Origin of the sequence: Roseovarius sp. THAF8, from assembly GCF_009363735.1 — a bacterium.
Lineage (GTDB): Bacteria > Pseudomonadota > Alphaproteobacteria > Rhodobacterales > Rhodobacteraceae > Roseovarius.
Window position 1 is genome coordinate 1,332,166 of the sequence record NZ_CP045410.1, and the last position, 24,649, is coordinate 1,356,814.

Consider the following 24,649-nt stretch of genomic DNA (forward strand, 5'->3'; position numbering starts at 1 on the left):
GTCCTCACGCCGGGGCGCACGGTCCCTCTGCCCGCCTCACGCGCATTTCGAATGACCGCAGGACGCGCAGGTCAGGCAGCCTTCGACCTTGCGCATGTCATAGCTGCCGCAGGACGGACAGGCCGGGCCGCGCGGCGCCTCCAGGTTCACCACGTTGGCCGTCGGGTCTTCCTTCAGGCCCAGCCCCTCGCCTTCCAGGAACCCGATATTGATCATGTGGTTCTCCAGCACGCCGCCGATCGCGGCCAGCATCGAGGGGATGTACTTGCCGTTCATCCACGCCCCGCCGCGCGGATCGAACACCGCCTTCAGCTCCTCGACCACGAAACTCACGTCGCCGCCCCGCCGGAACACCGCACTGATCATCCGCGTCAGCGCCACGGTCCAGGCGAAATGCTCCATGTTCTTGGAGTTGATGAACACCTCGAAGGGCCGCCGCCGCCCGTCCAGCACGATATCGTTCACGGTGACGTAAATCGCATGACTGCTGTCGGGCCATTTCAGCTTGTAGGTCGCGCCCTCCAGCTCCGTCGGCCGGTCCAGCGGCTCGGACATATAGACCACCTCGCCGCCCTCCACGGGCATCGGCACCTTGTCCTCCGACCCCACGCTCAGCACGCTGCCGGTGATGTCGTTGGGCCGGTACGTGGTGCACCCCTTGCAGCCGGTGTCCCAGGCCTGCATGTAGACTTCCTTGAACGCCTCGAACCCGATATCGGCGGGCACGTTGATCGTCTTGGAAATGCTCGAGTCGACCCATTTCTGCGCGGCGGCCTGCATCTTCACATGCGCCTGCGGCTCCAGCGTCTGGGCATTGACGAAATACTCCGGCAGCTCCGCATCGCCCTTGGTCTCGCGCCACATCTGCACGGCGTAATCCACCACCTCTTCCTCGGTGCGGCTGCCATCCTTCTGCAAGACCTTGCGGGTGTAGGAATAGGCAAAGACCGGCTCGATACCGCTGCTCACATTCCCGGCATAAAGGCTGATCGTTCCGGTGGGCGCGACACTGGTCAACAGTGCGTTGCGGATACCATGCTCGGCCACCGCCGCGCGCACGTCCTCGTCCATCGCCTGCATCATGCCGCTTTGCAGGTACGGCTCCGCCTCGAACAGCGGAAACGCCCCCTTCTCCTTGGCCAGCTCGACCGACGCCAGGTAAGCCGCCCGCGCAATCGCCTTCATCCACGCCTCGCACTGCGCCGCCGCCTCGTCATCGCCATAGCGCAGCCCGCACATCAACAGCGCGTCGGCCAGCCCGGTGACCCCCAGCCCGATCCGCCGCTTGGCCTGCGCCTCGGCGCGCTGCTCGGGCAGCGGAAACTTCGACACGTCCACCACGTTGTCCATCATCCGCACCGCCGTGCCCACCAGCTCGGCCAGCGCGTCCTCGCCGATGCCCGCGCCCGCCTGGAACGGCTCCGTCACCAGCCGCGCCAGGTTGATCGACCCCAAAAGGCACGCGCCATAGGGCGGCAACGGCTGCTCGCCACAGGGGTTCGTCGCCGCGATCGTCTCGGCATAATGCAGGTTGTTGGCCTTGTTGATCCGGTCGATGAAGATCACGCCCGGCTCGGCGAAATCGTAGGTCGCCCGCATGATCCGGTTCCACAGGTCCCGCGCCTGCACCGTCTTGTAGACCTTGCCGCCAAAGACCAGCTCCCACGGCCCGTCCGCCTTCACGGCCTCCATGAAATCATCGGTCACCAGAACGCTCAGGTTGAACATCCGCAGCCGCGCCGCGTCGCCCTTCACCGCGATGAACTCCTCGATATCCGGGTGATCGCAGCGCATCGTCGCCATCATCGCCCCGCGCCGGCTGCCGGCACTCATGATCGTGCGGCACATCGCGTCCCACACATCCATGAAGCTGAGCGGCCCGCTGGCATCGGCCGCCACACCCTCGACCAATGCGCCCTTCGGCCGGATGGTCGAGAAATCATACCCGATCCCGCCGCCCTGCTGCATGGTCAGCGCCGCCTCGCGCAGGCCTTCAAAGATGCCGCTCATGCTGTCGGGGATCGTGCCCATCACGAAACAGTTGAACAGCGTCACCGCCCGGCCCGTGCCGGCGCCCGCCGTGATCCGCCCCGCGGGCAGGAACCTGAAATCCTCCAGCGCGCGATAGAACCGCTCTTCCCAGATCCCGGGGTCGTCCTCGGCCTGCGCCACCGCCCGCGCGATCCGGCGCCAGCTGTCCTCCACCGTGCCATCCATGGGCGTCCCGTCCGCCTCTTTCAGGCGATACTTCATATCCCAGATGGCCTCGGCGATAGGAGCGGCGAATCGAGTCATGCGAGGACCTGTTTTGTCTAGTGTTTTCGGGCAGCGATAGTGGCGAGCGAGACGTAACACACTAGTCGTTGTAGCCGCTCGGGTCAATCCATCCGAACCATCTTCTACCACCCTGCAGCCCTTTCCTCTGGCCGAAAATATCCCAGGGGGCATGGGGGACTGGTCCCCCATATCAGGCCGGGGGCATGGGGGACTGGCCCCCATATCAGGCCGGGGGCATGGGGGACTGGTCCCCCATAAAAAGGGGGGTTTGGGGGCCCCGCCCCCAAGGCCTGCGTGGCCCGAACGCAAATCAACCCTGCGTGCCATCGGCACACCACAAGGTGGCACCCGCTTGAATTCCCCCGCCCCGACCATAGGATATGAAACTGGTGGACATGGGGACAGTCGTGGCAGATCCGAAAATACATCTCGTCAAGCTCTCGGTCGGCTCGGAAACCGTCGAAAGCCTGATCGAATGGCAATCCAACAAACAGGCCCACGGCCCCGACGGCCTGCCACGCCACGTCACCCGCATGTGGCCCCGGCGCGAGGCCGAGCTGCTCGAGGGCGGCTCGATCTACTGGGTCATCCAGGGCCTCATCCAGTGCCGCCAGCGCATCCTGCGTCTTGACGAGGTGACCCGCGCCGACGGGATCCGCCGCTGCGGCATCGTGCTGGACCCTCAGATCATCCGCACCACCACCGCCCGCAAGCGCCCGTTCCAGGGCTGGCGCTACCTCGCGCCCGCCGACGCCCCCGCCGACCTGCCGCAAAACCGCCAGGACGAAGACGCGCTGCCGGCGGATCTCAGCGCTGCGCTGGCCGATATCGGCGTGCTCTGACCGCGCCCCTCCGCCCCGCAACCGACCGACGCAGCCCGGCCCGCGCCCTGCACCAGCGCACACCGCATGATCATGTGCGAACAACGCCGCCTGAAACCGGCGAATATCCGCGCTTACACCCTGATAAAAAGGTGTTTTTCAGCGGCTTTCCGCCCGAAAAACGCCCCGTTTCCAGCACCTGGCCGCCACTCACGCGCAGGTGATCGAACGTGCTCCGGCACCCCCCTTGCGGTGTCGGCGGTCAAGGCCATATCTGCCCGACACAGCGCCGTTAAGACGCGCTGCGGAACGAAGCAGAAATTGCTGAAAGGATAGCATGATGAAACGAGCAACACCAATTCTCGCGACCGCCCTTGCCCTTGGCGCCGCCCCCGCATTCGCAGGCAACACCACGCCCCCGCTGGAAGACAACACCGTCGCGGCCCCCGCCCCGGTGGCCCCGGTCCCGACCAATGTCGGCCCCGACTGGACCGGCTTTTACGGTGGTGCCCAGCTGGGCTATGGCGATGTCGACTCCAACGTTGGTGGCAGCGATGACGGCGTGATCGGCGGTGTGACCGCGGGTTACGATTACGACTTCGGCACATTCGTGCTCGGTGGCGGCCTGGACTACGACTTCGCCGACATCGGCGTGGCCAACAATGCCGCCACTGTCGAAAACGTGTTCCGCGCCAAGGCCCGCGGCGGCTACAAGCTGGGCGACGGCCTGCTCTATGCCACCGGCGGGTATGCCCAGGCCGATACCGACACCCTCGGCAGTGACGACGGCTACTTCGTCGGTGCCGGCTACGAGCACATGATCACGCAGAACTTCTCGATGGGCGGCGAACTGCTCTATCACGAGTTCGACGACTACAACAGCACCGCGGTCGACGTCGAAGCCACGACGCTTCAGGTGCGCGGCACGTTCCGCTTCTAAACCTGCAGACGCGCGCCAGCGCGTACCCCGGACAGGCAAGGCCCGGACCGACACAGATCGGCCCGGGCCTTTTTCGTGCCGGCTTTGTCCGCGCCGAAGAAAAACCCCTGTAAACGCGGGTCGCGCGGCTTTGTTCCAAGTCTCGCCCTGGGCGACTAAAAACAAGCGGCTTTTCGCTTAGGGTGTATCTCTTCCGCATCGGCCACTTAAAAAGAGGTGGCGCCGGGGCTGTCTTTCACCGCCCGCTCTTGCAGTCTGGACCCATGACGCCATATGCCCGGCGTAATGGCGCCCCCGCAAATGTTCGCGCCACATCGCAAGTAACATGTCCTGGAAGGATAAGTACCAATGAAACGCACTGCCCCTCTCTTCGCGGCCGCCTTCGCACTTGTCGCCGCGCCCGCATTCGCCGGCAACCTGACGCCGGTGCAAGACGACGTCGTCGCACCGCCGCCGCCGCCCCCGGCCGCCGTGACCCCCAACTGGACCGGCCTCTACGGCGGTGTGCAACTGGGCTACAACAACCTCGATTCCAACATCTCCGGCGGCGACGACGCGGTGATCGGCGGTCTCTTCGTCGGCTACGACTACGATTTCGGCGACTTCGTGCTCGGCAGCAGCATCGACTACGACTTCACCGATGCCGAAGTCTCGACCGCGCCGAACCCGCAGGTCGACCTGGAAAACATCTTCCGCGCCAAGCTGCGCGCCGGCTACAAGCTGGGCAACGGCCTGATCTACGGCACCGGCGGCTATGCCAAGGCGTACACCGACAACCTCGGCGACGATGACGGCTATTTCGTCGGCGCAGGCTACGAGACGATGGTCACCGACAACTTCTCGCTCGGCGGCGAACTGCTCTACCACGAGTTCGACAACTTCAACGGCACCAACGCCGATGTCGAGCCGACCACGGTTCAGCTGCGCGGCACCTTCCGCTTCTGATCGGGCAGGAACGATCCCGCCCGGCACGCATGCCGGGCCGGACTGACAGATCAAGGCGCCTGCCGTCCCCGAACGGCAGGCGCCTTTTTCATGCGCGGCGGACAGGGTCTCGGCGCTGCGCACCGCGCGGTGCGTTCATGCTACGGACCCAAAAAAATCGCACCGTCGCGATACCACCCGGATACCGACGCGATACCGACGTGCCGGTTTCGCCGGTTTCCGCGGCATTAACCCGTGATTCGAAAAACCGTCAGAGGATCTCCAGAACCGCGTCCGGCGGCCGGCCGATTGCAGCCTTGTCGCCCGCGAAAACGACCGGGCGCTCGATCAGGATCGGATGCGCGGCCATGGCGGCCAGCAACACCTCTTCCGGGCTGTCCGGGGTCAGACCCAGCTCCTTGAACCGGGATTCTCCCTTGCGGATCAGATCCTTGGCGCGAATGCCCAGACGGTCGAGCACGTCGCGCAACTCCGCGACTTCCGGTGCGTCCTCGAGATAGCGGCGCACCCGCAGGTCGCAGCCACGCTCCTGCAACAAGGCCAGCGTCTGCCGCGATTTCGAACAGCGTGGATTGTGCCATATCTCGATCAAAGCCATGCGTCCCGTCCCGTTCCAACTGCATCTGAAATGTTGGAATAACCCTTTTCTTCCAACAACTTGTCAAGTCCAAGCGCGATCCGCTCGACCAATCCGATCCCCTCGTAGACCAGCGCCGAGTACAGCTGGACCGCACTCGCCCCGGCCCGGATTTTCTCCAGCGCCTGCCCGGCACTTCCGACCCCGCCCACACCGATCAACGGCATCCGCCCGTCGGTCAGTTCGGACAGCCGCGCCAGTACCCTCGTCGACCGCTCGAACAGGGGCGCCCCGGACAGCCCGCCCGCCTCGTCCCGCATCGGGCTTTGCAACCCGCTTCGGTCAAGCGTCGTATTGGTGGCGATGATTGCGGCGACACCACCCTCCTGCGCCACATCGGCCACCTCGGACAGCTCCAAGTCACTGAGATCAGGCGCGATTTTCAGGAACACCGGGATCGGTCGCTCCAGCCAGTCGCGCGCCTCCATCACGCCTTTCAGCAGCGCCGACAGGGCCTCGGCCCCTTGCAGATCTCGCAGCTTCTCGGTGTTGGGGCTCGACACGTTGACGGTCGCGAAATCCAGGTGCGGGCCACATCGCGACAGCACGCGGGCAAAATCCTCCGCCCGGTCGTCGCTGTCCTTGTTGGCCCCGAGGTTCAAGCCCAGCACAGCGTCGCGCGGCCGTGCCGCCAGCCGTGCGACGACGTCCTCCATCCCGTTGTTGTTAAACCCGAAACGGTTGATCACGGCGCGATCATCGGTCAGCCGGAACAGCCTCGGCTTGGAGTTGCCCGCCTGCGGCTTCGGCGTCACGGCCCCCGCCTCGATGAACCCGAATCCGGCCCGCGACAGCGGCGAAAGGGCCACCGCGTTCTTGTCGAACCCGGCCGCCAGCCCGATCGGATTGGCCAGCCGCAGGCCCGCCACCTCGCAGCGCAACCGCGCCGACGTGACCAGTCCCGGCAACGGCACCAGCCCCGCCCGCAACGCCTGCAGCGCCAGTCCGTGCGCGCGTTCCGGGTCCATCCGGTGCATCAGCCCCAGACCGATCCGGTCGGCCAGTCTCATACCGCGCCCGCCGGAAACTGATGCGCGCCGTCGACCAGCGGCAAAGGTTGCGCCCAGACCACGTCGTCCAGTCGCAAAACCCTGTAAAGATGGGGAAACTTGTCACCTCCGCGGGACATCTCCCAGGTCAGGTCATCGCCCAGCCGGTCGGTCTCGACCGCCACCAGCACAAGGTCGTCTTCCCCCTTGAAATGCCTGGCCGCCGTCTCGGGCGCCTGGGCGGGCGTCGAGAAATGGATATAGCCATCGGCCACGTCCACCTGTGCCCCGCGGGTTTCCCCGTCGGACCGCAACGCGGCCCATTCGTCTGCGCGAAAAATCTTGTAAATCAGCATGCCTCGGTGATGCCCCGCCGCCGTGCCATGGTCAAGCAGATTGGCTTTGACGCCCTGCGCTCCCTGCCGCACTCTGGCTGCATTCATCCAGGAGACTTGCCGATGCGCTTCATTCCCCTTGCCCTGTCCGGCCTTCTGACCGCCACCGCGGCACAGGCCGAGTATACGCTCAACATCTTGCACACCAACGATTTTCACGCCCGGTTCGAGCCGATCAGCAAGTACAATTCCACCTGCGCGCCAGAAGACAACGAGGCCGGCGAGTGCTTCGGCGGTTCCGCGCGGCTTGCCACGGCGATCGAGCAGGCCCGTGCCGACGCGCCCAACCCGGTGCTCTTCGATGGCGGGGACCAGTTCCAGGGCACGCTTTTCTACAACTATTACAAGGGCAAGCTGGCCGCCGAGATGATGAACCGCCTGGGCTACGACGCGATGACCGTGGGCAATCACGAATTCGACGACGGCCCCGAGGTGCTGCGCGGCTTCATGGACGCGGTCGAGTTCCCCGTGCTGATGTCCAACGCCGATGTCAGCCGCGAGGGCCTGCTCAAGGATGTCCTGCAAAAGTCCACTATCATCGAGCGCGGCGGCGAAAAGATCGGCCTGATCGGGCTCACGCCGCAGGACACCGACGAACTGGCCAGCCCTGGTCCCAACATCATCTTCACCGATCCCGTCGATGCCGTGCAGCATCAGGTCGACAGGTTGACCGAAGAGGGCATCGACAAGATCATCGTGCTGTCGCATTCCGGCTATGGCGTCGATCAACGCGTGGCGCGCGAAACCACCGGCGTCGACGTGATCGTGGGCGGCCATTCCAACACATATCTGGCCAATGACGACCCCGACGCCGCGGGTCCCTACCCCACGATGGTCGGAGATACCGCCATCGTGCAGGCCTATGCCTACGGCAAGTTCCTGGGCCGTTTGGACGTTGTTTTCAACGACGCGGGCGAGGTCATCTCCGCCACAGGCAATCCCCTGATCATGGACGCCGCCGTGGCCGAGGATGCCGACATCGTCTCGCGCATCCAGGAGGCCGCCAAGCCGCTGGAAGAGATCCGCAACAAGGTCGTGGCAGAAGCCGCCGACGCCATCAGCGGCGACCGCGACGCCTGCCGCGTGGCCGAATGCGCCATGGGCAATGCCGTGGCCGAGGCGATGCTGGCCCGCGTGGCCGATCAGGGCGTTCAGGTCGCACTGATGAACGGGGGCGGGGTGCGCGCATCGATCGACGCGGGTCCTGTCACGATGGGCGAGGTGCTGACCGTGCTGCCCTTCCAGAACACGCTCTCGACCTTCCGCATCGACGGCGCCACGCTGAAAGAGGCGCTGGAAAATGGCGTCAGCCAGGTGGGCGAGGGTGCGGGACGCTTTCCGCAGGTGGCCGGCATGAGTTTCACCTTCGACCCCTCCGCCGAGGTCGGTAGCCGCATCACGGAGGTAACCGTCGACGGCGAACCTCTTGATCCCGAACGCGATTATCTCGCCGTGTCGAACGATTACCTCCGCAACGGGGGCGACGGCTATTCGATGCTGCGCGACGCCGCCGACGCCTATGATTTCGGCCCCGACGTGGCCGATGTGCTGGCCGAGTATTTCGCGCAGAACTCTCCCGTCTCGCCCATGACGGACGGCCGCATCCGACAGACCGGACAGTGACGTGACGCGCGCCGGTTCGGCTTTGCAATCCGGGCGGCACGCGGCATAAAAGGCGCCATGAACAAGGTGCGCGACCAGTACGAGGCCTTTCCCTATCCCGAGCGGGATCCGAGGGACGAGAAAAAGCGCCTGATCACCGGCTCGCCCTCGCTGCCGCAGGAGATCGACCATTACGTCTTCGGCGGTCAGCGGGACTGGTCGCAGCCGCTGCGCATTCTCGTGGCCGGGGGCGGCACCGGCGACGGGCTGATCCAGCTGACGACGCTGCTCACGCAATACGGCAAGCCTTTCCAGGCAACCTATATCGACCTCTCCAGCGCCTCGCGAAAGGTGGCCGAGGCACGGGCAAAGACCCGCGGGCTGAACAGCATCACCTTCGTCACCGGCAGCCTGCTGGACGCGGGCGATCATGGCCCGTTCGATTACATCGACTGTTGTGGCGTGCTGCACCATCTGCCCGACCCCGATGCGGGCTTCAACGCCCTGCGCGCGGCCCTCGCCCCCGGCGGCGGCATGGGCTTCATGGTCTATGCCCCCTATGGCCGCTCTGGCGTCTACCCCCTGCAAGAGGCGTTCGCCGCGCTCTACAGCGACAGCCCTCCGAAAGACCGGCTGAAGGCTGCAAAAAAGGTCGTCGAAAGCTTGCCCGCGGGCCATCCCTTCAAGTCGAACCCCAACCTCAACGATCACAAAAGCGGTGACGCGGGATTTTACGACCTGCTGCTGCACAGCACCGACCGCGCCTATGACGTGCAATCGCTGACCGAGACGCTCGACCGCACCGGCTGGTCCTTTGCGGGCTTCACCGTTCCGATCCTCTATGACCTCGCGCGGTTGGCGCCCGTGCCTGCGGGGATGAACCCGGTCGCGGCGATGGCCGTGGCAGAAAAACTGAACGGCACGATCCGCACCCACACGGGCTATGCCACCGATAGGCGCCGCCCGGTGGCCTCGGGAAAGACGCGCACGCTGGTGCCGCATCTGAAGGGCGTGCACCCCGCGCAACTGGCGCGCGCCGTGGCGCAAGGGCAGGCGCCCTCGCTCGACACCGACGGGATCAAGGGCAAGCTCGCCCTGCCCCGACAGGCCGCCGCCCTGCTTGCCGCCATCGACGGTCGCCGCAGCCTGCAGGAGATCGCCGGGCATGCCGGATTGGACCCGATCACCTTTGGCGGGCTCTGGAGCCAGGTCGAAAAGGCGCTGTTGCCCTGGGGCATGCTGCTCTACTCGAACGTGCTGAGGTAGGCCGATGTGCGGACGTTTCGCCGTCACCCTGCCGCAGGACGCCATGGCCCAGCTCTTTGCCGCGCGCCCCGTTAACGATTTGCCAGCGGTTCCCAATTACAACGTCTGTCCGACCAACGATGTGCACGTAGTGACCTCGGACGGCACCGACCGGCAGCTCGGGTCGATGCGCTGGGGCTTCCTCCCGCACTGGTACAAGACACCCAATGACGGCCCGCTGCTGATCAACGCGCGCGCCGAGACCATCGCGGAAAAGCCCGCCTTCCGCGCGGCGGCCCGCGAGCGGCGCTGCCTGATCCCGGCCAGCGGCTTTTATGAATGGACCAAGGACGCGGACGGCAATCGCCTGCCCTGGTTCATCCATCCGGCCCGGGGCGAGGCGCTGGCCTTCGCCGGGGTCTACCAGTCCTGGGACAAGGGCGATGCGCCGCTGACCACCTGCGCCATCGTCACCACCGGGGCCAATGGGCCGATGTCGAAGATCCATCACCGCATGCCGGTGATCCTGGCCGAAAAGGACTGGCCGCTCTGGCTCGGCGAAGCGGGCCACGGCGCCGCGACCTTGATGACGGCGGCCCCGGATGACGCGCTGGACTTCTACCGCGTGGACCCGAAGGTCAATTCCAACCGCGCCAGCGGGCCGGAATTGATCGACCCGCTCGACGACTGACCCTTCGTCGGAATAGTCAGCACGCAACATCGCGCGCGGCCTGCCCCGAGATTATTCGTACGAATAATCTCGTCACCGCGCTGCCATCCGTCGGGCCATGTCCAGCATCCGGCATGAAAAACCCCATTCGTTGTCGTACCAGCCGAACACCCGCAGCAACCCGCCCGCCGACACGCTGGTTTCCGGGCCGACCAACACGAGCGACTCCGCCCGCCCGCGCAGGTCGGAGCTGACCAAGGGCTGCTCCGTCCAGCCGAATACGCCGCCCGGCCGCGCCGCCGCTTTCAGAACGTCGTTCACCCCGTCCGACGTGACCGCCTCGCGCGTCTGGACCGTCAGGTCGATGCAAGACACGCTGGCGGTGGGCACGCGAATGGCCCGCGCCTCGATCCGGCCTTTCAGATGCGGCAGGACAAGCCCCGTCTGGTCCTGCGCACTGGTCGTCGTGGGCACCATCGACAGAGCCGCGGCGCGGCTCCGCTCGGGCGCGGCGCGGGGTTTGTCGACCGTGGGCTGGCTGCCGGTATAGCAATGTACCGTGGTCATCTGACCGCTTACCAGTCCGAACGCCTCGTCCAGCAGCCGCGCCAGCGGGGCCAGAGCGTTGGTCGTGCAGGACGCGTTCGAAACGATGCGTTCATCGCCCAAGTGTTCGTCATTGGCGCCCATGACCAGCGTTACGTCCGCCTCCGCAGAGGGGCCCGAGACCAGGACCTTGCGCGCGCCGGCGTCCAGCCCGCGTTCCGCCACGGCGCGTTTTCCGCCCATTCCTGTGCATTCCAGCACGACATCGACCCCCTGCAAATAGATACGTCGCAGGTCCGGCTCGGCGTGGAAGGGAATGCGCCGGCCGCCCACGACCAGGACTTGATCGTCCGTGCGCACCTCTTCCGGCCATGGCCCGAACACGCTGTCGAACTGGAAGAGGTAGGCGCAGGTGCTCAAGGGCTCGATGTCGTTGATCGCGACCAGTTCGAAGTCCCTGGCGTCGCGCAGCAGGATCCGCAGCAACGTCCGGCCAATACGTCCAAAGCCGTTGATGGCAACGCGGATCGGCGGTTGGGGCATGACGGTATCTCCTGGAGATGTTTGGTCCGCGAACCATTGCCGCGACCGTAAAGGTTTTCCAGCCGTGTAATATTATTTGATCAAATTTCTACCGCGCGGCGGCGGCCCTGGCCTGCGGTCCCGGCGCGACCGACGTTTCGAGCGCGGGATACCGCATCCACAGCGTTACACCCCGCGCCACGAAGCTGATCAACAGCGCCAGCCACAGCCCGTGATTGCCCAGCCAAGGTACCAGCAACAGGGCCGATATGACGTAGATCGCAAGGCTTATCGCCATCATGTTGCGCATGTCTCCCGCCCGGGTCGCGCCGATGAAGATACCATCCAGCATGAACGGCGCCACCCCAACCACCGGCGCGATACAGACATAGACCAGGTACGTTCTTGCCTCGGCTTGCACCTCCGGCGCCTTGGCCATCAGGTCGACGATCGCGCCACCCCAGACGGCAAACGCGACCGCGATCAGCAGAACGATGGTCAGAGCCCAGATGCTGGCCAGCACCGCACCCCGCCGCAGCCGCGCGACGCTGCCTTGCCCGTATGCCTGCCCCACAAGCGCCTCGGCGGCGAAGGCGAAACCGTCCAGCGCGTGCGACGATATGTTCAGGAATTGCAACAACACCTGGTTCGCGGCCAGCGTGACATCCCCCAAGTCCCCTCCGATCAGCAGGAAGGAGATGAAAATGCCCTGCAGCATCAGTGACCGTAGCAGGATATCGCGGTTCACCGCCATCATCCGGGCCAGCTGTACGCGGTCGAAGACCCGCCCCCAGTCGCGCCACGCCGGCACGGCCCAGGCATCGCGGCACAGCCACAGGCCAAGCAGCAGGCCTGACCATTCGGCGATGAACGTCGCCCAGGCCACCCCGGTTACGCCAAGCTCCAGCCCCAGCACGAACCATAGATCCAGAAGGATATTGACTCCGTTCATCACGACCTGAAGCGCCAGAACGGCGCGCGTGCGTTCCAGCGCGATCAGCCAGCCCGTGACGCCGTAGAGCCCGATCAGGGCCGGTGCGCTCCAGACCCGGACAATCATGTAGTCCCGCGCCAGCGCCTCGACTTCGGCGCTGGCCGGCGACACAAGGAAGGCACCCGCGAACAAGGGGCCTTGCAGTGCGATGATGCAAAGGCCGGCTGCCAGCCCGATCATCAGCGCGCGTGTCAGCATGGCCGCCACCTCGCCGCTGCGCCCCGCACCGTGCGCCTGGCTGGTCAGACCCGTCGTGCCCATCCGCAGGAACCCGAAGACCCAGTAAACCCCGGTCAGGATGATCGCACCGATACCAACCGCGCCGATCGGCACAGCCTCGCCCAACTGCCCCACGACGCCCGTGTCCACCGCGCCCAGAATAGGCACGGTGGCGTTGGACAACACGATCGGTACGGCGATCTTGAGCACACGCCTATGCGTGATCGCCAGCGGCGTCTCAGCCATCGCGGCGCGGCATCAGGAAATGCCCCGTGGCCTGCGCGAAGGCACGGGCGCGATTGTCCTGCCACGCCTCGGCCCGTACGGACGCATAGCGCCGGCCCGACCGCGTCACCACAGCGCGGGCATAGGCATCCCGTGGCAGGCCCGACCGCAGGTAGTCCACGGTGAAGTCGATGGTCTTGGGCAATCGCGGCAGGGATCCTGCCTCGAACGTCTCGAGGGACAGTTCGCCCGACTCCATCTCGTCCCACAGCATGGCCCAGCTCAGCGTGATGATCGACGTCACTTCCAGAAAGGCCGAAGTGGCGCCACCGTGCAAGGCCGGCAACAGCGGATTGCCGATCAGCTTCTCGTTGAACGGCATGACCCCCGTCAGCTCGTCGCCGCGACGATCGAACTCGATCCCCATGAAGCGGATGTATGGCACGCCATCGACCAGCGCGCGCAGGGCCGCGTCACGTCGCTGCTTGACCACCTGGACAGGTTCCGGGCGGATGCGGCTCATGGCTTGTCGGCCACGGTAAATGTGCCGGTGGCCTGCGCGACGGGCCGGTCGGCATCATCGTCCAGCGTCTGCGCCCGCACGAAGGCGACCGACCGGGTGATGTGATAGCACTCCGCGCGGGCCCGGATCGCCTGCCCCGGTCGGGCCGGGCGCATGTAGTCTATGCGCAGGTCGATCGTCGCCGTGGCGCCGGGCGAGTCCGGGTGGCTCATCACGGCAGCACCGCAACAGGTATCCATCAGTGCCGACACCGCCCCGCCGTGTATCACGCCGGTCTTCGGATCGCCCACCAGGTGGTCGGCATAGTCCATCTGCATCTCGGCCACGCCTTCGCCGACATGGGTGATCCGCATACCCAGCGCCTTGGCGTGGGGAATGGCGCCCATGAATTCCGCGGCCATCTTGTTCTTTTCGGTCATTGAAGGTCCTGCGACTTGGTGGCCTCTTTATGGTCCCGAATGCGGACGCGCCGCAAGGGTGCCTGTTGCGTGATCCGCCCTATGTCTCTTAAGTAGACGTAAGGAGGACCAGCGATGCCAGAGCAACGCCTGTCATTCAAGGAGATGTGCGCCAGGTTCGATGTGACGCCGCGCACGCTGCGGTACTACGAATATATCGAGTTGCTCAGTCCCATGCGCGAGGGGCGTTCGCGCTATTACGGCCCGCGGGAAGTGGCCCGCATGACCCTGATCCTGCGCGGCCGCCGCTGGGGTTTCGCGCTGGAAGACATCCGCCAGTGGCTGGAAATCTACGAGGAAAAGGGCACCGACGCGCAGTTGCGCACCTGGATCGACCTCGCCGACCGTCAGCTGGAAGAGCTGCGCACCCAGAAGGAACAGCTGGAACAGTCCATCGCGGAGCTGAAAAAGGCTCGCGATTCGACCGAGAAGTCGCTCGGCTAGACCTTGGGCCGCTCGGCCCAGCCTCTGCATTTCCGCAAAATAATTGCGCGCCCCGCGGGTTGACCTTGCCTGATCTCACGTAAAGCCCAAAGTGACGTTACGTATTGGTTACGTAAACCAGTCTACGTGTTGTACCGATAACCATCGCCTCACATGTTCCGGCCACGCAACGAGATTTACGGAAAGCGACATGACCGACGAAACGATGACAATTCGCGAGATGTGCGACGCGTTCAACGTGACGCCGCGAACCTTGCGTTTCTACGAGGCGAAAGAACTGCTCTTCCCCCGTCGGGAAGGACAGAAGCGACTGTTCACGAAAAGCGACCGCGCCCGTCTGAAACTGATCCTGCGCGGCAAACGCTTCGGCTTCAGCCTCGAGGAAATACGCCAGCTTCTGAACCTTTATGACCGGGGCGACCAGCAGCTGACGCAGCTGGAGAGCACGTATGAAATCGCCAAGGACCGTCTGGAAGAACTGGAGCGTCAGCGCGACGAGCTGACCGCGGCCATCGACGACCTGCGCGACCAGATGAAATGGGGCGAGAGGATGATCTCCTCGCTCCGCCAGACCCCCAAAGCCGCGGAATGACTTCCCGGCCCGACACTGTGATGATGTAGGGAGACCACCACATGCCGAGCTACACCCCGCCCACCAAGGACATGCAATTCATCCTTCACGATGTCCTGAAGGTCAGCACCACCGACACCCCCGGCTATTCCGAGCTGGACCGCGATTTCACCGGCGCCGTGCTGGAAGAGGCCGGCAAGATCGCGTCCGAGGTTCTGGCCCCCCTGAACGTCGTCGGTGATACCGAGGGCTGCAAGCTGGAGAACGGCGTGGTCCGCACGCCCACCGGCTTCAAGGCGGCCTTCGACCAGGTGCGGGAGGGCGGCTGGACCGCGCTCGACCTGCCCGAGGAATTCGGCGGGCAGAACATGCCCTATATCCTCGGCACCGCGGTGGGCGAGATGTTTTCGGCCGCCAACCAGGCCTTCACCATGTACCAGGGCCTCACGCACGGTGCGGCCTCGGCGATCCTTGCGCACGGGTCCGAGGATCAAAAGGCCACCTACCTGCCCAAGATGGCGTCCTGTGAATGGACCGGCACGATGAATCTGACCGAGCCGCATTGCGGCACCGATCTGGGCCTGATGCGTACCAAGGCGGAACCGCAGGGCGACGGCAGCTTCACGATCACCGGCCAGAAGATCTTTATATCGTCGGGCGAGCACGACATGGCCGACAACATCATCCACCTTGTGCTGGCCAAGATCCCCGGCGGCCCCGAGGGTATCAAGGGCGTCAGCCTTTTCATCGTGCCGAAATTCATGGTCAAGGAAGACGGCACCCTAGGTGAGCGCAACGGCGTCGCCTGCGGCAAGATCGAAGAGAAGATGGGTATCCACGGCAACTCGACCTGCGTCATGAACTATGACGAGGCGACGGGCTATCTGCTGGGTGAGGAACACAAGGGCATGCGCGCCATGTTCACCATGATGAACGAGGCCCGCATCGGTGTCGGGATGCAAGGCCTCGCCCAGGCCGACGTGGCCTACCAGAACGCGCTGGAATACGCCAAGGACCGGCTTCAGGGCCGCGACGTGACCGGCGTCAAGAACCCCGATGGCCCGGCCGACCCGCTGATCGTCCACCCGGACATCCGCCGTGCGCTTCTGGACCAGAAAAGCTTTGTCGAGGGCGCCCGCGCGTTCCTTCTCTGGGGCAGCCAGATGATCGACCAGTCGCATCGCGGCAATGACGCCGCCGCCGAGGGCATGGTCAGCCTGCTGACCCCGATCATCAAGGGCTTTCTGACCGACGAGGGCTTCGACATGACGATCCTCGCCCAGCAGGTCTATGGCGGCCATGGCTATATCGAGGAATGGGGCATGTCCCAGTTCGCCCGCGACGCCCGGATCGCCATGATCTACGAAGGCGCCAACGGTGTTCAGGCGCTCGACCTCGTCGGCCGCAAGCTGGCGCAGGATGGCGGCAAGCACGTCATGGCGTTCTTCGACATGGTCAAGGCGTTCATCAAGGAGAACGAGGGTCACCCGGCGCTGAAGCAGGACTTCCTCCACCCGCTCAAGGAAAGCTCCAAGCACCTGCAACAGGCCGGAATGTTCTTCATGCAGAACGGCATGAAGAACCCCAATGCGGCGCTGTCGGGGTCGTATGACTTCATGCACCTCTTCGGCCATGTCTGCCTGGGCCTGATGTGGGCACAGATGGCCAAGGCCGCGCACGCGGCGATCGAGGCCGGCGAAGGCGACACGGCCTTCTACAAAACCAAGATCGCCACGGGCCGCTTCTACATGAAGCGCCGCCTGCCCGCGACGGGGATGCACCTTGCACGCATCGAGTCCGGCGCCGAGCCCGTGATGGAGCTTGAATCCGAGGCATTCTGAACCCCTTAGGGTGGGTTTCAAACCCACCCTACGCCCGCCACGATGACTGGGAGGACATCATGCCGAAACGCTTTCGCCTGACCCGCCGCTTCAACGCCGCGATGACCGAGGACGGCTATCGCCGCTTGCGAAAATTCGCGCAGGAAGCGGGGCTCGACGAAGGCGAGGCCTTGTCCTTTCTCTTCGAGAATTTCGACAGCGTGATCGACGAAGACACGTTCGGTCACCGTCTGCGCATCTTCAATTCCGAACTCGACGCCCGCAAACGCTAGGGAGGCTCCTCATGTCCGCATGGATGACCGACGAGCACGAAATGCTCACCGAGATGACGGCCAAGTTCATCACCGAGGAATGGGGCCCGCATTTCGAGCGCTGGCGCAAGGCCGGCATCATGGACCGCGAGATCTGGCAGCAGGCTGGCGAACTGGGCCTGCTCTGCCCCTCGATCCCCGAGGAATACGGCGGCGCTGGCGGCGATTTCGGCCATGAGGCGGTGATCTGCATCGAGCAGAGCCGCGCAAATCTTGCAAGCTGGGGCAACCCGATCCACTCCGGCATCGTGGCGCATTACCTATTGGCCTATGGCAGCGAGAAACAGAAGAAACGCTGGCTGCCCAAGATGGTCTCGGGCGACTTGGTCGGCGCGCTTGCCATGACCGAACCGGGTGCAGGCTCGGACCTGCAAGGCATGAAGACCAAGGCCCTGCGCGAGGGCAATTCCTATCGTTTGACAGGCCAGAAGACCTTCATCACAAACGGCCAGCACGCCGACCTGATCATCGTCGCCGCCAAGACCGATCCCAAGCAGGGTGCCAAGGGCATCTCGCTCGTGGTGGTCGAAACCGAGGGGGCCGAGGGCTTCAGCCGCGGCCGCAACCTCGACAAGAATGGGCTGAAGGCCGGCGACACCTCCGAGCTTTTCTTCGACAATGTCGAGATCCCGCCCGAGAACATCCTGGGCGGCGAAGAGGGTCGCGGCTTTTACCAAATGATGGAGCAGCTCCCCCAGGAACGGCTGATCATCGCCTGCGGCGCACAAGGCGCGCTGGAAGGTGGCGTTGCACGTACCATCGCCTACACCAAGGAGCGCGAGGCGTTCGGCGCACCGATCTTCGACAAGTTCCAGACCATCCGTTTTACCCTGACCGAGTGCCTGACCAAGACCAAGGTCTGCCGCGCGTTCCTGGATGAATGTATCGAGGAACACCTGCACGGAAAGCTGAGCGTCGAGAAGGCCGCGATGGCCAAGTACTGGCTGACCGACACGCAATTCGAGGTGCTGGACGCCTGCGTGCAACTGCATGGCGGCTACGGCTACATGGCCGAGTACGACATCGCAGAAATGTGGGCCGACGCACGGGTGCAACGCATCTACGGCGGCACCAACGAGATCATGAAAGAACTGATCTCGCGGTCGCTGTGACGCGCAAAGCACCGGCCACGACGATGACATTGGGAGTGAGAACATGACGATCAAGCTTTACTGCTTCGGTGAAAGCGGCAACGCCTACAAGGCGGCGCTGGCACTGGAACTTTCCGGGCTCGACTGGGAGCCTGTGAAGGTCGATTTCTTCGGCGGTGAGACCCGCGGAGATGCGTACCGAAAAGACGTCAACGAGATGGGCGAAGCGCCGGTCATGATCGACGGCGATATCCGCCTGACCCAGTCGGGCGTGATCCAGCAATATGTCACCGACAAGACCGGCAAGTTCGGCGGTCGGGATCAGGCGGAAGAATACGAGGTTCTGCGCTGGGTGCTGTGGGACAATCACAAGCTTAGCAGCCAGGCCGGGATGACGCGTTTCCTGATGAACTTCCTGCCCGAGGAGAAGCGCCCGGCAGAGGTCATCAAATTCACCCAAGGGCGCCTCAAGGCTGCCTACACCACGCTGAACGACCGGCTGGAGGGGCGCGACTGGATCGTCGGTGACGGGCCGTCCAATGCCGACATCTCCTGCTGCGCCTACCTTTTCTATCCTGAGCCCTTCGGCTTTGCCCGCGCCGAATGGCCCAATATCGACAGATGGCTTTCCAACATCGAGGCCCTGCCCGGCTGGAAACACCCCTATGACCTGATGCCGGGCTCTCCGGCGGACCGTGCCTGAGCCCGGCTCAGCGCGCACACAAGCCAAAAACAGACACGACAGGACAACCAAAGGAGTCCGGACATGACCGAAGCCTATATCTATGACGCGGTCCGCACGCCGCGCGGCAAGGGCCGCAAGGACGGCGCGCTGCACGAAGTGACCGCCGTGCGCCTCAGCACCCACGTACTGAACGCGCTGAAAGAGCGTAACGGCCTTGAGGGTCACGCCGTCGAGGACGTGATCTGGGGCAACGTCACGCAGGTGATGGAACAGGGCGGCTGCCTGGCACGGACCGCCGTACTGGCCTCCGACCTCGACGAATCCATCCCCGGCCTGGCCATCAACCGCTTCTGCGCGTCCGGCATGGAAGCCGTGAACCTGGCCGCGAACCAGGTCAAGGGCGGCGCGGGCGAGGCCTATATCGCAGGCGGCGTCGAGATGATGGGCCGCGTGGCCATGGGCAGCGACGGGGCGGCGATTGCCGTGGATCCCAGCGTGGCGATGGACAGCTATTTCGTTCCCCAAGGCATCTCGGCGGACATCATCGCCACCGAGTACGGTTTCAACCGCGACCAGGCCGATGCGCTGGCCGTGGAAAGCCAGAACCGCGCGGCGGCGGCATGGAAGGACAACCGTTTCGAGAAATCCATCATCGAGGTGAAGGACCAGAACGGTCTGACCATCCTCGACCACGACGAATACATGCGCCCCGGCACCGACATGCAGGCGCTTGGCGCGCTCAATGCCAGCTTCCAGCAGATGGGCGAGGTGATGCCCGGCTTCGATGCCGTGGCAAAGCTGAAATACCCGCACCTTGAGAAGATCAACCACATCCACCACGCCGGCAACAGCTCGGGCATCGTGGACGGCTCGGCCGGTGTGCTGATCGGCAGTAAAGAATTCGGCGAGAAATGGGGCCTGAAGCCCCGCGCCCGCATCCGCCAGACCTGCAAGATCGGCACCGATCCCACCATCATGTTGACCGGCCCGGTGCCCGCCACACAGAAGATCCTCGCGGATAGTGGCATGAACATCGGCGACATCGACCTGTTCGAGGTAAACGAGGCCTTCGCCTCGGTCGTGCTGCGCTTCATGCAGGCCTTTGATGTCGATCCCGAACTTGTCAACGTGAACGGCGGCTCCATCGCCATGGGCCACCCGCTGGGCGCCACCGGCGCGATCATCATCGGCACGCTCTTGGACGAGCTGGAGCGCTCCGACAAGGAAGTCGGGCTCGCAACGCTCTGTATCGCGTCGGGCATGGGCGCGGCCACGATCATCGAGCGCGTGTGATGCCAAAGGTCGATATCAGCAAGGCGCCGGTTTCACGGGGGGCGGATTATCCCTCCCCCCTGCACGAGGAGTTTGCGGATCGCACGCGCATCCGGCTTGGCGACGCGGTCGGGATCACCGGGTTTGGTCTGAACCTGACAACCCTGCCACCGGGCTGCCGGTCGTCCCTGCGCCACTGGCACGAGGTCGAGGACGAAATGGTCTATGTTCTGTCGGGGACGCTGACGCTGATCGACGATGACGGAGAGACCGAAATCGGACCCGGCGAGGCCGCCGGATTTCCCGGCGGAGCAGCGAATGCCCATCACTTCGTCAATCGCGGCACCGAAGAGGCGGTCTTGTTGGAGATCGGCACGCGACCTGACCAGGACCAATGCCACTATTCGGATCACGACTTGGTCGCACATGACCGCGACGGCACGACCTGGTTCACCACAAGCAACGGCACACCGGTCACGGCGTCAAAGAAACGGTTCGAGTGACAGGGAAAGCCCCTTGCCGCTCGGCCAAGCAGAATATCGCGGGCAGATGCCCGGACCAAACCCTACACGGGAGACGAAAAATGACTGATTTCACGATGGAAAAAGGCGACGACGGCGTCGCGATCATCACCTGGGACACCCAAGGCAAGTCCATGAACGTGATGAACATGGAAGGCTGGCCGCTGCTGGAAAGCCTGGTGGACGACGCTCTGGCCGACGATGCGGTCAAGGGCATCGTCATCACCTCCGGCAAGGAAGGCACCTTTGCCGGGGGCATGGACCTCAACGTCATCGCCAAGATGAAGGAAATGGCCGGCGACAACCCGGCGCAGGGCCTGATGGACGGGCTGATGAACATGCATTCGATCCTGCGTAAGATCGAGCGTGGCGGCATGGACGACAAGAACAAGGGCGGCAAGCCCATCGCCGCCGCCCTGCCCGGCACGGCGCTTGGCATCGGGCTGGAAATTCCGCTGGCCTGTCACCGTATCTTTGCCGCCGACAATCCGAAGGCCAAGATCGGCCTGCCCGAGATCATGGTCGGCATCTTCCCCGGCGCGGGCGGCACCACGCGCTTGGTGCGCAAGCTGGGCGCCATGGGCGCGTCCCCGCTCCTGCTTGAAGGCAAGCTGAACGATCCCAAAAAAGCCAAGTCCGCCGGCGTGGTGGACGAGGTCGTGCCCGCGGGCGAGTTGATCGCAAAGGCCAAGGAATGGGTCCTGAGCGAGCCCAGCTTCGTCAAGCCGTGGGACGAGAAGGGCTACAAGATGCCCGGCGGTGCGCCGTATCACCCGGCAGGCTTCATGACCTTCGTCGGTGCCTCGGCCATGGTCAACGGCAAGACCCAAGGCGCTTTCCCGGCGGCCAAGGCGCTCTTGTCTGCTGTCTATGAAGGCGCGCTGGTGCCCTTCGACACCGCCCTCAAGATCGAGGCGCGCTGGTTCACCAACGTCCTGATGAACCCGTCCTCGTCGGCCATGATCCGCAGCCTCTTCATCAACAAGGAAGCACTGGAAAAAGGCGCCAACCGCCCCGACGTGCCCGACCAGAAGGTCAAGAAGGTGGGCGTCATGGGCGCGGGCATGATGGGCGCGGGCATCGCGCTGGTCTCGGCCATGGCGGGGATGAAGGTCGTGCTGATCGACCAGAAACAGGAAGCAGCCGACAAGGGCAAGGCCTATACCGCCGACTACATGGACAAGGGCATCAAGCGCGGCAAGGCCACCGAAGAGAAGAAGGCGGCGATGCTTGACCTCATCACCGCGACCACCGATTACGACGCCCTGAAAGGCGCGGACCTGATCATCGAAGCCGTGTTCGAAGACCCGGGCGTCAAGGCCGAGGTCACCAAGGAAGTGCTCAAGGTCGTGAGCGACGATTGCATCTTCGCCACCAACACCTCGACTCTGCCGATCACCGAACTGGCCAAGGCGTCGGACAACCCCGAACAGTTCATCGGCATCCACTTCTTCTCGCCCGTCGAGAAGATGATGCTGGTCGAGATCATCAAGGGTGCGGAAACCGGCCCGCGCGCCGTCGCCAAGGCGCTGGATTACGTGCGGCAGATCCGCAAGACGCCCATCGTCGTGAATGACGCGCGGTTCTTCTACTGCAATCGCTGCATCATCCCCTATATCAACGAGGGCATCCGCATGGTGGCCGAGGGCGTGACGCCCGCGCTGATCGACAACGCCGCGCGGCAGCTTGGCTTCCCGGTTGGTCCGCTGCAACTGGTCGACGAGACCTCGATCGACCTCGGCGCCAAGATCGCACGTGCCACCAAGGCCGCGATGGGGGACGAGTACCCCGACGGTGCCGTGGACGAGGTGATCTTCTGGATGGAAAAAGAGGGGCGGCTGGGCCGCAAGTCGAACGCCGGCTTCTTCGACTATGACGACAAGGGCAAGCGTCAGGGCTACTGGCCGGGGCTGGAGGAGAAATACCCCCATGCCGAAGACCAGCCCGACCTGACCGAAGTGCAGCATCGCCTGATGTTCGCGCAAGTGCTGGAAGCCGTCCGCGCGCTGGAGGAAGGCGTGTTGGAAGACATCCGCGAAGGCGACGTGGGCGCAATCCTCGCCTGGGGCTTTGCACCGTGGTCGGGCGGACCGTTCTCGTGGCTCGATATCATCGGCACGCCCTACGCCGCCGAGCGCTGTGACGAGCTGACCGCCAAGTTCGGCGAGCGGTTCACCACGCCCGAGCTGCTGCGCGAGATGGCCGGCAAGAACCAGTCCTTCTACGGGCGCTTCGGCACCCAGACAGAGGCCGCATAACCGCGACCTTTCGAGCAAAAACGCAACCCGCGCGGCCACGCAACCGCGCGGGTTTTCTTGTTCCGGTGGGATAACCTGCGCCGCTACGCCGGAGCGGCCGCCGCCCAGATGTCCTTGGGTGAGTTACAGCAGGCCGCGGCAATCTCTTCTTCGATCTGCACGGCCAAGAACCGCGCCTCGTCCATCGACAGGATGGAGTAGAACGGGCGGGCCTCTTCGGCGAAGGCCGCATCGACCATGTCGGCAAAGGCGGGGCAGAAAAGCAGCGCCCCGTTTTCCGCGAACACCACCTGATCGGCGGCGAAATGCAGAACCACGATGTTCACATCGCCCTCGGGCGGCGTGCGGGCGACGCCATAAAGCCCCTCGATCGCTTCGGCCGGCATCAGGGTGAAGGGATCACCGTAAAGGTTCTCTGCCGCGTCGCTTTCCACCATGATGTTCTGCCCCGGCAGCACATGCATCACCTCGCGGTTGCCCAACGCACCGGCCGGGACCTCGAGCGGCCAGAACTGGCGCGGGCAATTGTCCTGCCCGCTCCACAAACGGACGCGGCTTACTTTCGTGATCGTCTGAAGCCCACCATCGAAAGTCAGCACCTTGTCGCCTTCGGCAATCGCCTCGACAGGGCGCCAGCCCATGCCCGTCGCCACTTTCGTGCCGGAAATCAGCCCTGATTTGACGGCGGATGCATCCGCATTGCCATAGCTTTCGCGCGTCCCGACCGTGGAATTCCATCCGAACATTGACCATTTCCCCTCTTGTGCCGTTGGCAGACGGCGTCAGCAGACAAGATTCATGTGGCGTGATTCTCAGGACGCTGCTTGGTCGGAAAAGTGTCACGAAAAGGGCATTGTTTCCGGCGCGAGGCCATTCGCAACAGTTTCCGAAAACAAGGCTAAAATCTGAAACGAAATCGGTTCAAAATCGGTAACCGAACCTTTCGATGTCACGCGCGCACATCCGGCTCACCAGTTCGGCATCGGCCTCGGTATAGTATTCGCGGTAGTCGGCGGATCGGTCCGAACGATTTTCATGCGGCAAGGCAAGCCGGAATCCCAGATGCTGCCACAAGGGCTCCGCATCGGTCTCGAAATGCTCCAGTCGGATGAAAAGCGTCGCACGTTCCGCACCATTTGCCAGACGCATGTAGCTTGCATAATCCGCGGCCCGGATCGAGGCCTGCATGTCCGGCGCGTTCAGAAACCCGCTGAAATCGGTGGCTTTGGCGCGGGCGACCGCCCGGTGATCGAAGTCTTGCACCCGCAGCCAGTGGTAATAGCTGACCATCCTGTCCCAAGGGTTGCGCACCAGCGTAAATGAAAAAGCCGATGCCACGAAGTCGCGCGTCACCAGCCCGTCGATATCCGCCAAGGTGGAATGTTTCCACAAGCGGCCCGCGCTCTTCACATCCTTGATCCGTCTCCGCCGCTTTCTGGCTTTCGGGGTGTCGCCGATCAGGATGTCATCCCGCATCGTGCGCCCCTCCAGCGCCAGCGCCAGCGACGTGCCGCCCGTCTTGGGGATATGCACGAAGATATAGTTGCGACCGGGGGAGATGATCATGCCGCAACGCTAGGCGATCGCGCAGGACTTGGAAAGATTGCCCCATGCACGAAACGGCTTTGCGTTCGGCATGGAAATACG

Annotated in this window: 25 protein-coding genes; 15 read left to right on the top strand and 10 right to left on the bottom strand. The window is 64.2% G+C overall.

Going from position 1 to position 24,649, the window contains the following annotated elements:
* Window positions 1-36 precede the first annotated feature (36 nt).
* Window positions 37-2,295, bottom strand: a complete 2,259-nt coding sequence (locus FIU85_RS06460) for an adenosylcobalamin-dependent ribonucleoside-diphosphate reductase (protein ID WP_152496296.1) — start codon at window positions 2,293-2,295, stop codon at window positions 37-39.
* A 362-nt stretch (window positions 2,296-2,657) separates the two neighbouring features.
* Between FIU85_RS06460 and FIU85_RS06465 the strand changes: the two genes are divergently transcribed.
* The 3 genes from FIU85_RS06465 to FIU85_RS06475 all read left to right on the top strand — a co-directional run bounded on the left by FIU85_RS06465 (window position 2,658) and on the right by FIU85_RS06475 (window position 4,983).
* Window positions 2,658-3,119, top strand: coding sequence for a DUF1489 family protein (locus FIU85_RS06465; RefSeq protein ID WP_254701793.1), 462 nt, complete (start codon window positions 2,658-2,660; stop codon window positions 3,117-3,119).
* Window positions 3,120-3,438: 319 nt separating this feature from the next.
* A complete protein-coding gene (locus FIU85_RS06470) occupies window positions 3,439-4,038 on the top strand; it encodes an outer membrane protein (RefSeq protein WP_152491512.1) in 600 nt (199 codons plus the stop codon).
* Between the two features lie 348 nt (window positions 4,039-4,386).
* A complete protein-coding gene (locus FIU85_RS06475) occupies window positions 4,387-4,983 on the top strand; it encodes an outer membrane protein (protein ID WP_152496297.1) in 597 nt (198 codons plus the stop codon).
* A 250-nt stretch (window positions 4,984-5,233) separates the two neighbouring features.
* Here FIU85_RS06475 and arsC read toward each other — a convergent pair whose 3' ends face one another.
* The 3 genes from arsC to FIU85_RS06490 are packed head-to-tail and all read right to left on the bottom strand — an operon-like array spanning window position 5,234 to window position 6,965.
* Window positions 5,234-5,575: an arsenate reductase (glutaredoxin) gene (gene arsC / locus FIU85_RS06480; RefSeq protein WP_152498194.1), complete on the bottom strand. Its 342-nt coding sequence runs from the start codon at window positions 5,573-5,575 to the stop codon at window positions 5,234-5,236.
* Window positions 5,572-6,630 (bottom strand): quinone-dependent dihydroorotate dehydrogenase, encoded by a 1,059-nt coding sequence (locus FIU85_RS06485; RefSeq protein ID WP_152496298.1) that lies wholly within the window; start codon window positions 6,628-6,630, stop codon window positions 5,572-5,574. The genes arsC and FIU85_RS06485 overlap by 4 nt, the downstream gene beginning before the upstream one ends.
* On the bottom strand, window positions 6,627-6,965 hold the full coding sequence (locus tag FIU85_RS06490; RefSeq protein WP_152494401.1) for a DUF952 domain-containing protein: 339 nt from the start codon (window positions 6,963-6,965) through the stop codon (window positions 6,627-6,629). The genes FIU85_RS06485 and FIU85_RS06490 overlap by 4 nt, the downstream gene beginning before the upstream one ends.
* A 102-nt stretch (window positions 6,966-7,067) precedes the next feature.
* Between FIU85_RS06490 and FIU85_RS06495 the strand changes: the two genes are divergently transcribed.
* Genes FIU85_RS06495 through FIU85_RS06505 form a run of 3 tightly spaced genes read left to right on the top strand, consistent with a single transcriptional unit; the run spans window position 7,068 to window position 10,542 of the window.
* The gene (locus tag FIU85_RS06495; protein ID WP_152496299.1) at window positions 7,068-8,627 is read left to right on the top strand and encodes a bifunctional UDP-sugar hydrolase/5'-nucleotidase; all 1,560 of its coding nucleotides are present in this window, start codon (window positions 7,068-7,070) and stop codon (window positions 8,625-8,627) included.
* Window positions 8,628-8,684: 57 nt separating this feature from the next.
* The gene (locus tag FIU85_RS06500) at window positions 8,685-9,872 is read left to right on the top strand and encodes a bifunctional 2-polyprenyl-6-hydroxyphenol methylase/3-demethylubiquinol 3-O-methyltransferase UbiG (RefSeq protein WP_152496300.1); all 1,188 of its coding nucleotides are present in this window, start codon (window positions 8,685-8,687) and stop codon (window positions 9,870-9,872) included.
* Window positions 9,873-9,876: 4 nt separating this feature from the next.
* Entirely contained in the window at window positions 9,877-10,542 is a 666-nt protein-coding gene (locus FIU85_RS06505; RefSeq protein WP_152496301.1) for an SOS response-associated peptidase, read from the top strand.
* 72 nt (window positions 10,543-10,614) lie between these two features.
* On the opposite strand, the gene FIU85_RS06510 is transcribed toward FIU85_RS06505, so the two are convergent.
* The 4 genes from FIU85_RS06510 to FIU85_RS06525 all read right to left on the bottom strand — a co-directional run bounded on the left by FIU85_RS06510 (window position 10,615) and on the right by FIU85_RS06525 (window position 13,969).
* Window positions 10,615-11,610 (bottom strand): type I glyceraldehyde-3-phosphate dehydrogenase, encoded by a 996-nt coding sequence (locus FIU85_RS06510; RefSeq protein WP_152496302.1) that lies wholly within the window; start codon window positions 11,608-11,610, stop codon window positions 10,615-10,617.
* Between the two features lie 88 nt (window positions 11,611-11,698).
* Window positions 11,699-13,048 carry an MATE family efflux transporter gene (locus FIU85_RS06515; RefSeq protein WP_152496303.1) on the bottom strand — a complete coding sequence of 450 codons (1,350 nt, stop codon included), beginning with the start codon at window positions 13,046-13,048 and terminating at the stop codon, window positions 11,699-11,701.
* The gene (locus tag FIU85_RS06520; RefSeq protein ID WP_152496304.1) at window positions 13,041-13,550 is read right to left on the bottom strand and encodes a PaaI family thioesterase; all 510 of its coding nucleotides are present in this window, start codon (window positions 13,548-13,550) and stop codon (window positions 13,041-13,043) included. Before FIU85_RS06520 ends, FIU85_RS06515 begins: the two co-directional genes overlap by 8 nt.
* The gene (locus tag FIU85_RS06525; protein ID WP_152491503.1) at window positions 13,547-13,969 is read right to left on the bottom strand and encodes a PaaI family thioesterase; all 423 of its coding nucleotides are present in this window, start codon (window positions 13,967-13,969) and stop codon (window positions 13,547-13,549) included. Before FIU85_RS06525 ends, FIU85_RS06520 begins: the two co-directional genes overlap by 4 nt.
* A 114-nt stretch (window positions 13,970-14,083) precedes the next feature.
* Here FIU85_RS06525 and FIU85_RS06530 point away from each other — a divergent pair, with 114 nt between their 5' ends.
* The 9 genes from FIU85_RS06530 to FIU85_RS06570 all read left to right on the top strand — a co-directional run bounded on the left by FIU85_RS06530 (window position 14,084) and on the right by FIU85_RS06570 (window position 23,002).
* Complete coding sequence (locus FIU85_RS06530; RefSeq protein ID WP_152496305.1) at window positions 14,084-14,452, top strand: MerR family DNA-binding transcriptional regulator; 369 nt, start codon at window positions 14,084-14,086, stop codon at window positions 14,450-14,452.
* A 190-nt stretch (window positions 14,453-14,642) separates the two neighbouring features.
* Window positions 14,643-15,044: a MerR family DNA-binding transcriptional regulator gene (locus FIU85_RS06535; protein ID WP_152491501.1), complete on the top strand. Its 402-nt coding sequence runs from the start codon at window positions 14,643-14,645 to the stop codon at window positions 15,042-15,044.
* Window positions 15,045-15,085: 41 nt separating this feature from the next.
* Window positions 15,086-16,864 carry an acyl-CoA dehydrogenase C-terminal domain-containing protein gene (locus tag FIU85_RS06540; RefSeq protein ID WP_152496306.1) on the top strand — a complete coding sequence of 593 codons (1,779 nt, stop codon included), beginning with the start codon at window positions 15,086-15,088 and terminating at the stop codon, window positions 16,862-16,864.
* Between the two features lie 59 nt (window positions 16,865-16,923).
* Entirely contained in the window at window positions 16,924-17,136 is a 213-nt protein-coding gene (locus tag FIU85_RS06545; RefSeq protein WP_057796430.1) for a hypothetical protein, read from the top strand.
* 11 nt (window positions 17,137-17,147) lie between these two features.
* Window positions 17,148-18,287, top strand: coding sequence for an acyl-CoA dehydrogenase family protein (locus FIU85_RS06550; protein WP_152491499.1), 1,140 nt, complete (start codon window positions 17,148-17,150; stop codon window positions 18,285-18,287).
* Between the two features lie 43 nt (window positions 18,288-18,330).
* Window positions 18,331-18,969 carry a glutathione S-transferase family protein gene (locus FIU85_RS06555; RefSeq protein WP_152491498.1) on the top strand — a complete coding sequence of 213 codons (639 nt, stop codon included), beginning with the start codon at window positions 18,331-18,333 and terminating at the stop codon, window positions 18,967-18,969.
* 63 nt (window positions 18,970-19,032) lie between these two features.
* Window positions 19,033-20,244 (top strand): acetyl-CoA C-acetyltransferase, encoded by a 1,212-nt coding sequence (locus FIU85_RS06560; RefSeq protein ID WP_152496307.1) that lies wholly within the window; start codon window positions 19,033-19,035, stop codon window positions 20,242-20,244.
* Window positions 20,244-20,726 carry a cupin domain-containing protein gene (locus tag FIU85_RS06565; RefSeq protein ID WP_152496308.1) on the top strand — a complete coding sequence of 161 codons (483 nt, stop codon included), beginning with the start codon at window positions 20,244-20,246 and terminating at the stop codon, window positions 20,724-20,726. The genes FIU85_RS06560 and FIU85_RS06565 overlap by 1 nt, the downstream gene beginning before the upstream one ends.
* Window positions 20,727-20,806: 80 nt before the next feature.
* Entirely contained in the window at window positions 20,807-23,002 is a 2,196-nt protein-coding gene (locus tag FIU85_RS06570; protein WP_152496309.1) for a 3-hydroxyacyl-CoA dehydrogenase NAD-binding domain-containing protein, read from the top strand.
* An 83-nt stretch (window positions 23,003-23,085) separates the two neighbouring features.
* Here the strand turns inward: FIU85_RS06570 and FIU85_RS06575 are convergent, their stop codons facing one another.
* Window positions 23,086-23,748 (bottom strand): Hint domain-containing protein, encoded by a 663-nt coding sequence (locus FIU85_RS06575; RefSeq protein WP_152491494.1) that lies wholly within the window; start codon window positions 23,746-23,748, stop codon window positions 23,086-23,088.
* Between the two features lie 175 nt (window positions 23,749-23,923).
* Window positions 23,924-24,568, bottom strand: coding sequence for a sulfotransferase family 2 domain-containing protein (locus tag FIU85_RS06580; RefSeq protein ID WP_152496310.1), 645 nt, complete (start codon window positions 24,566-24,568; stop codon window positions 23,924-23,926).
* Window positions 24,569-24,649: the final 81 nt, after the last annotated feature.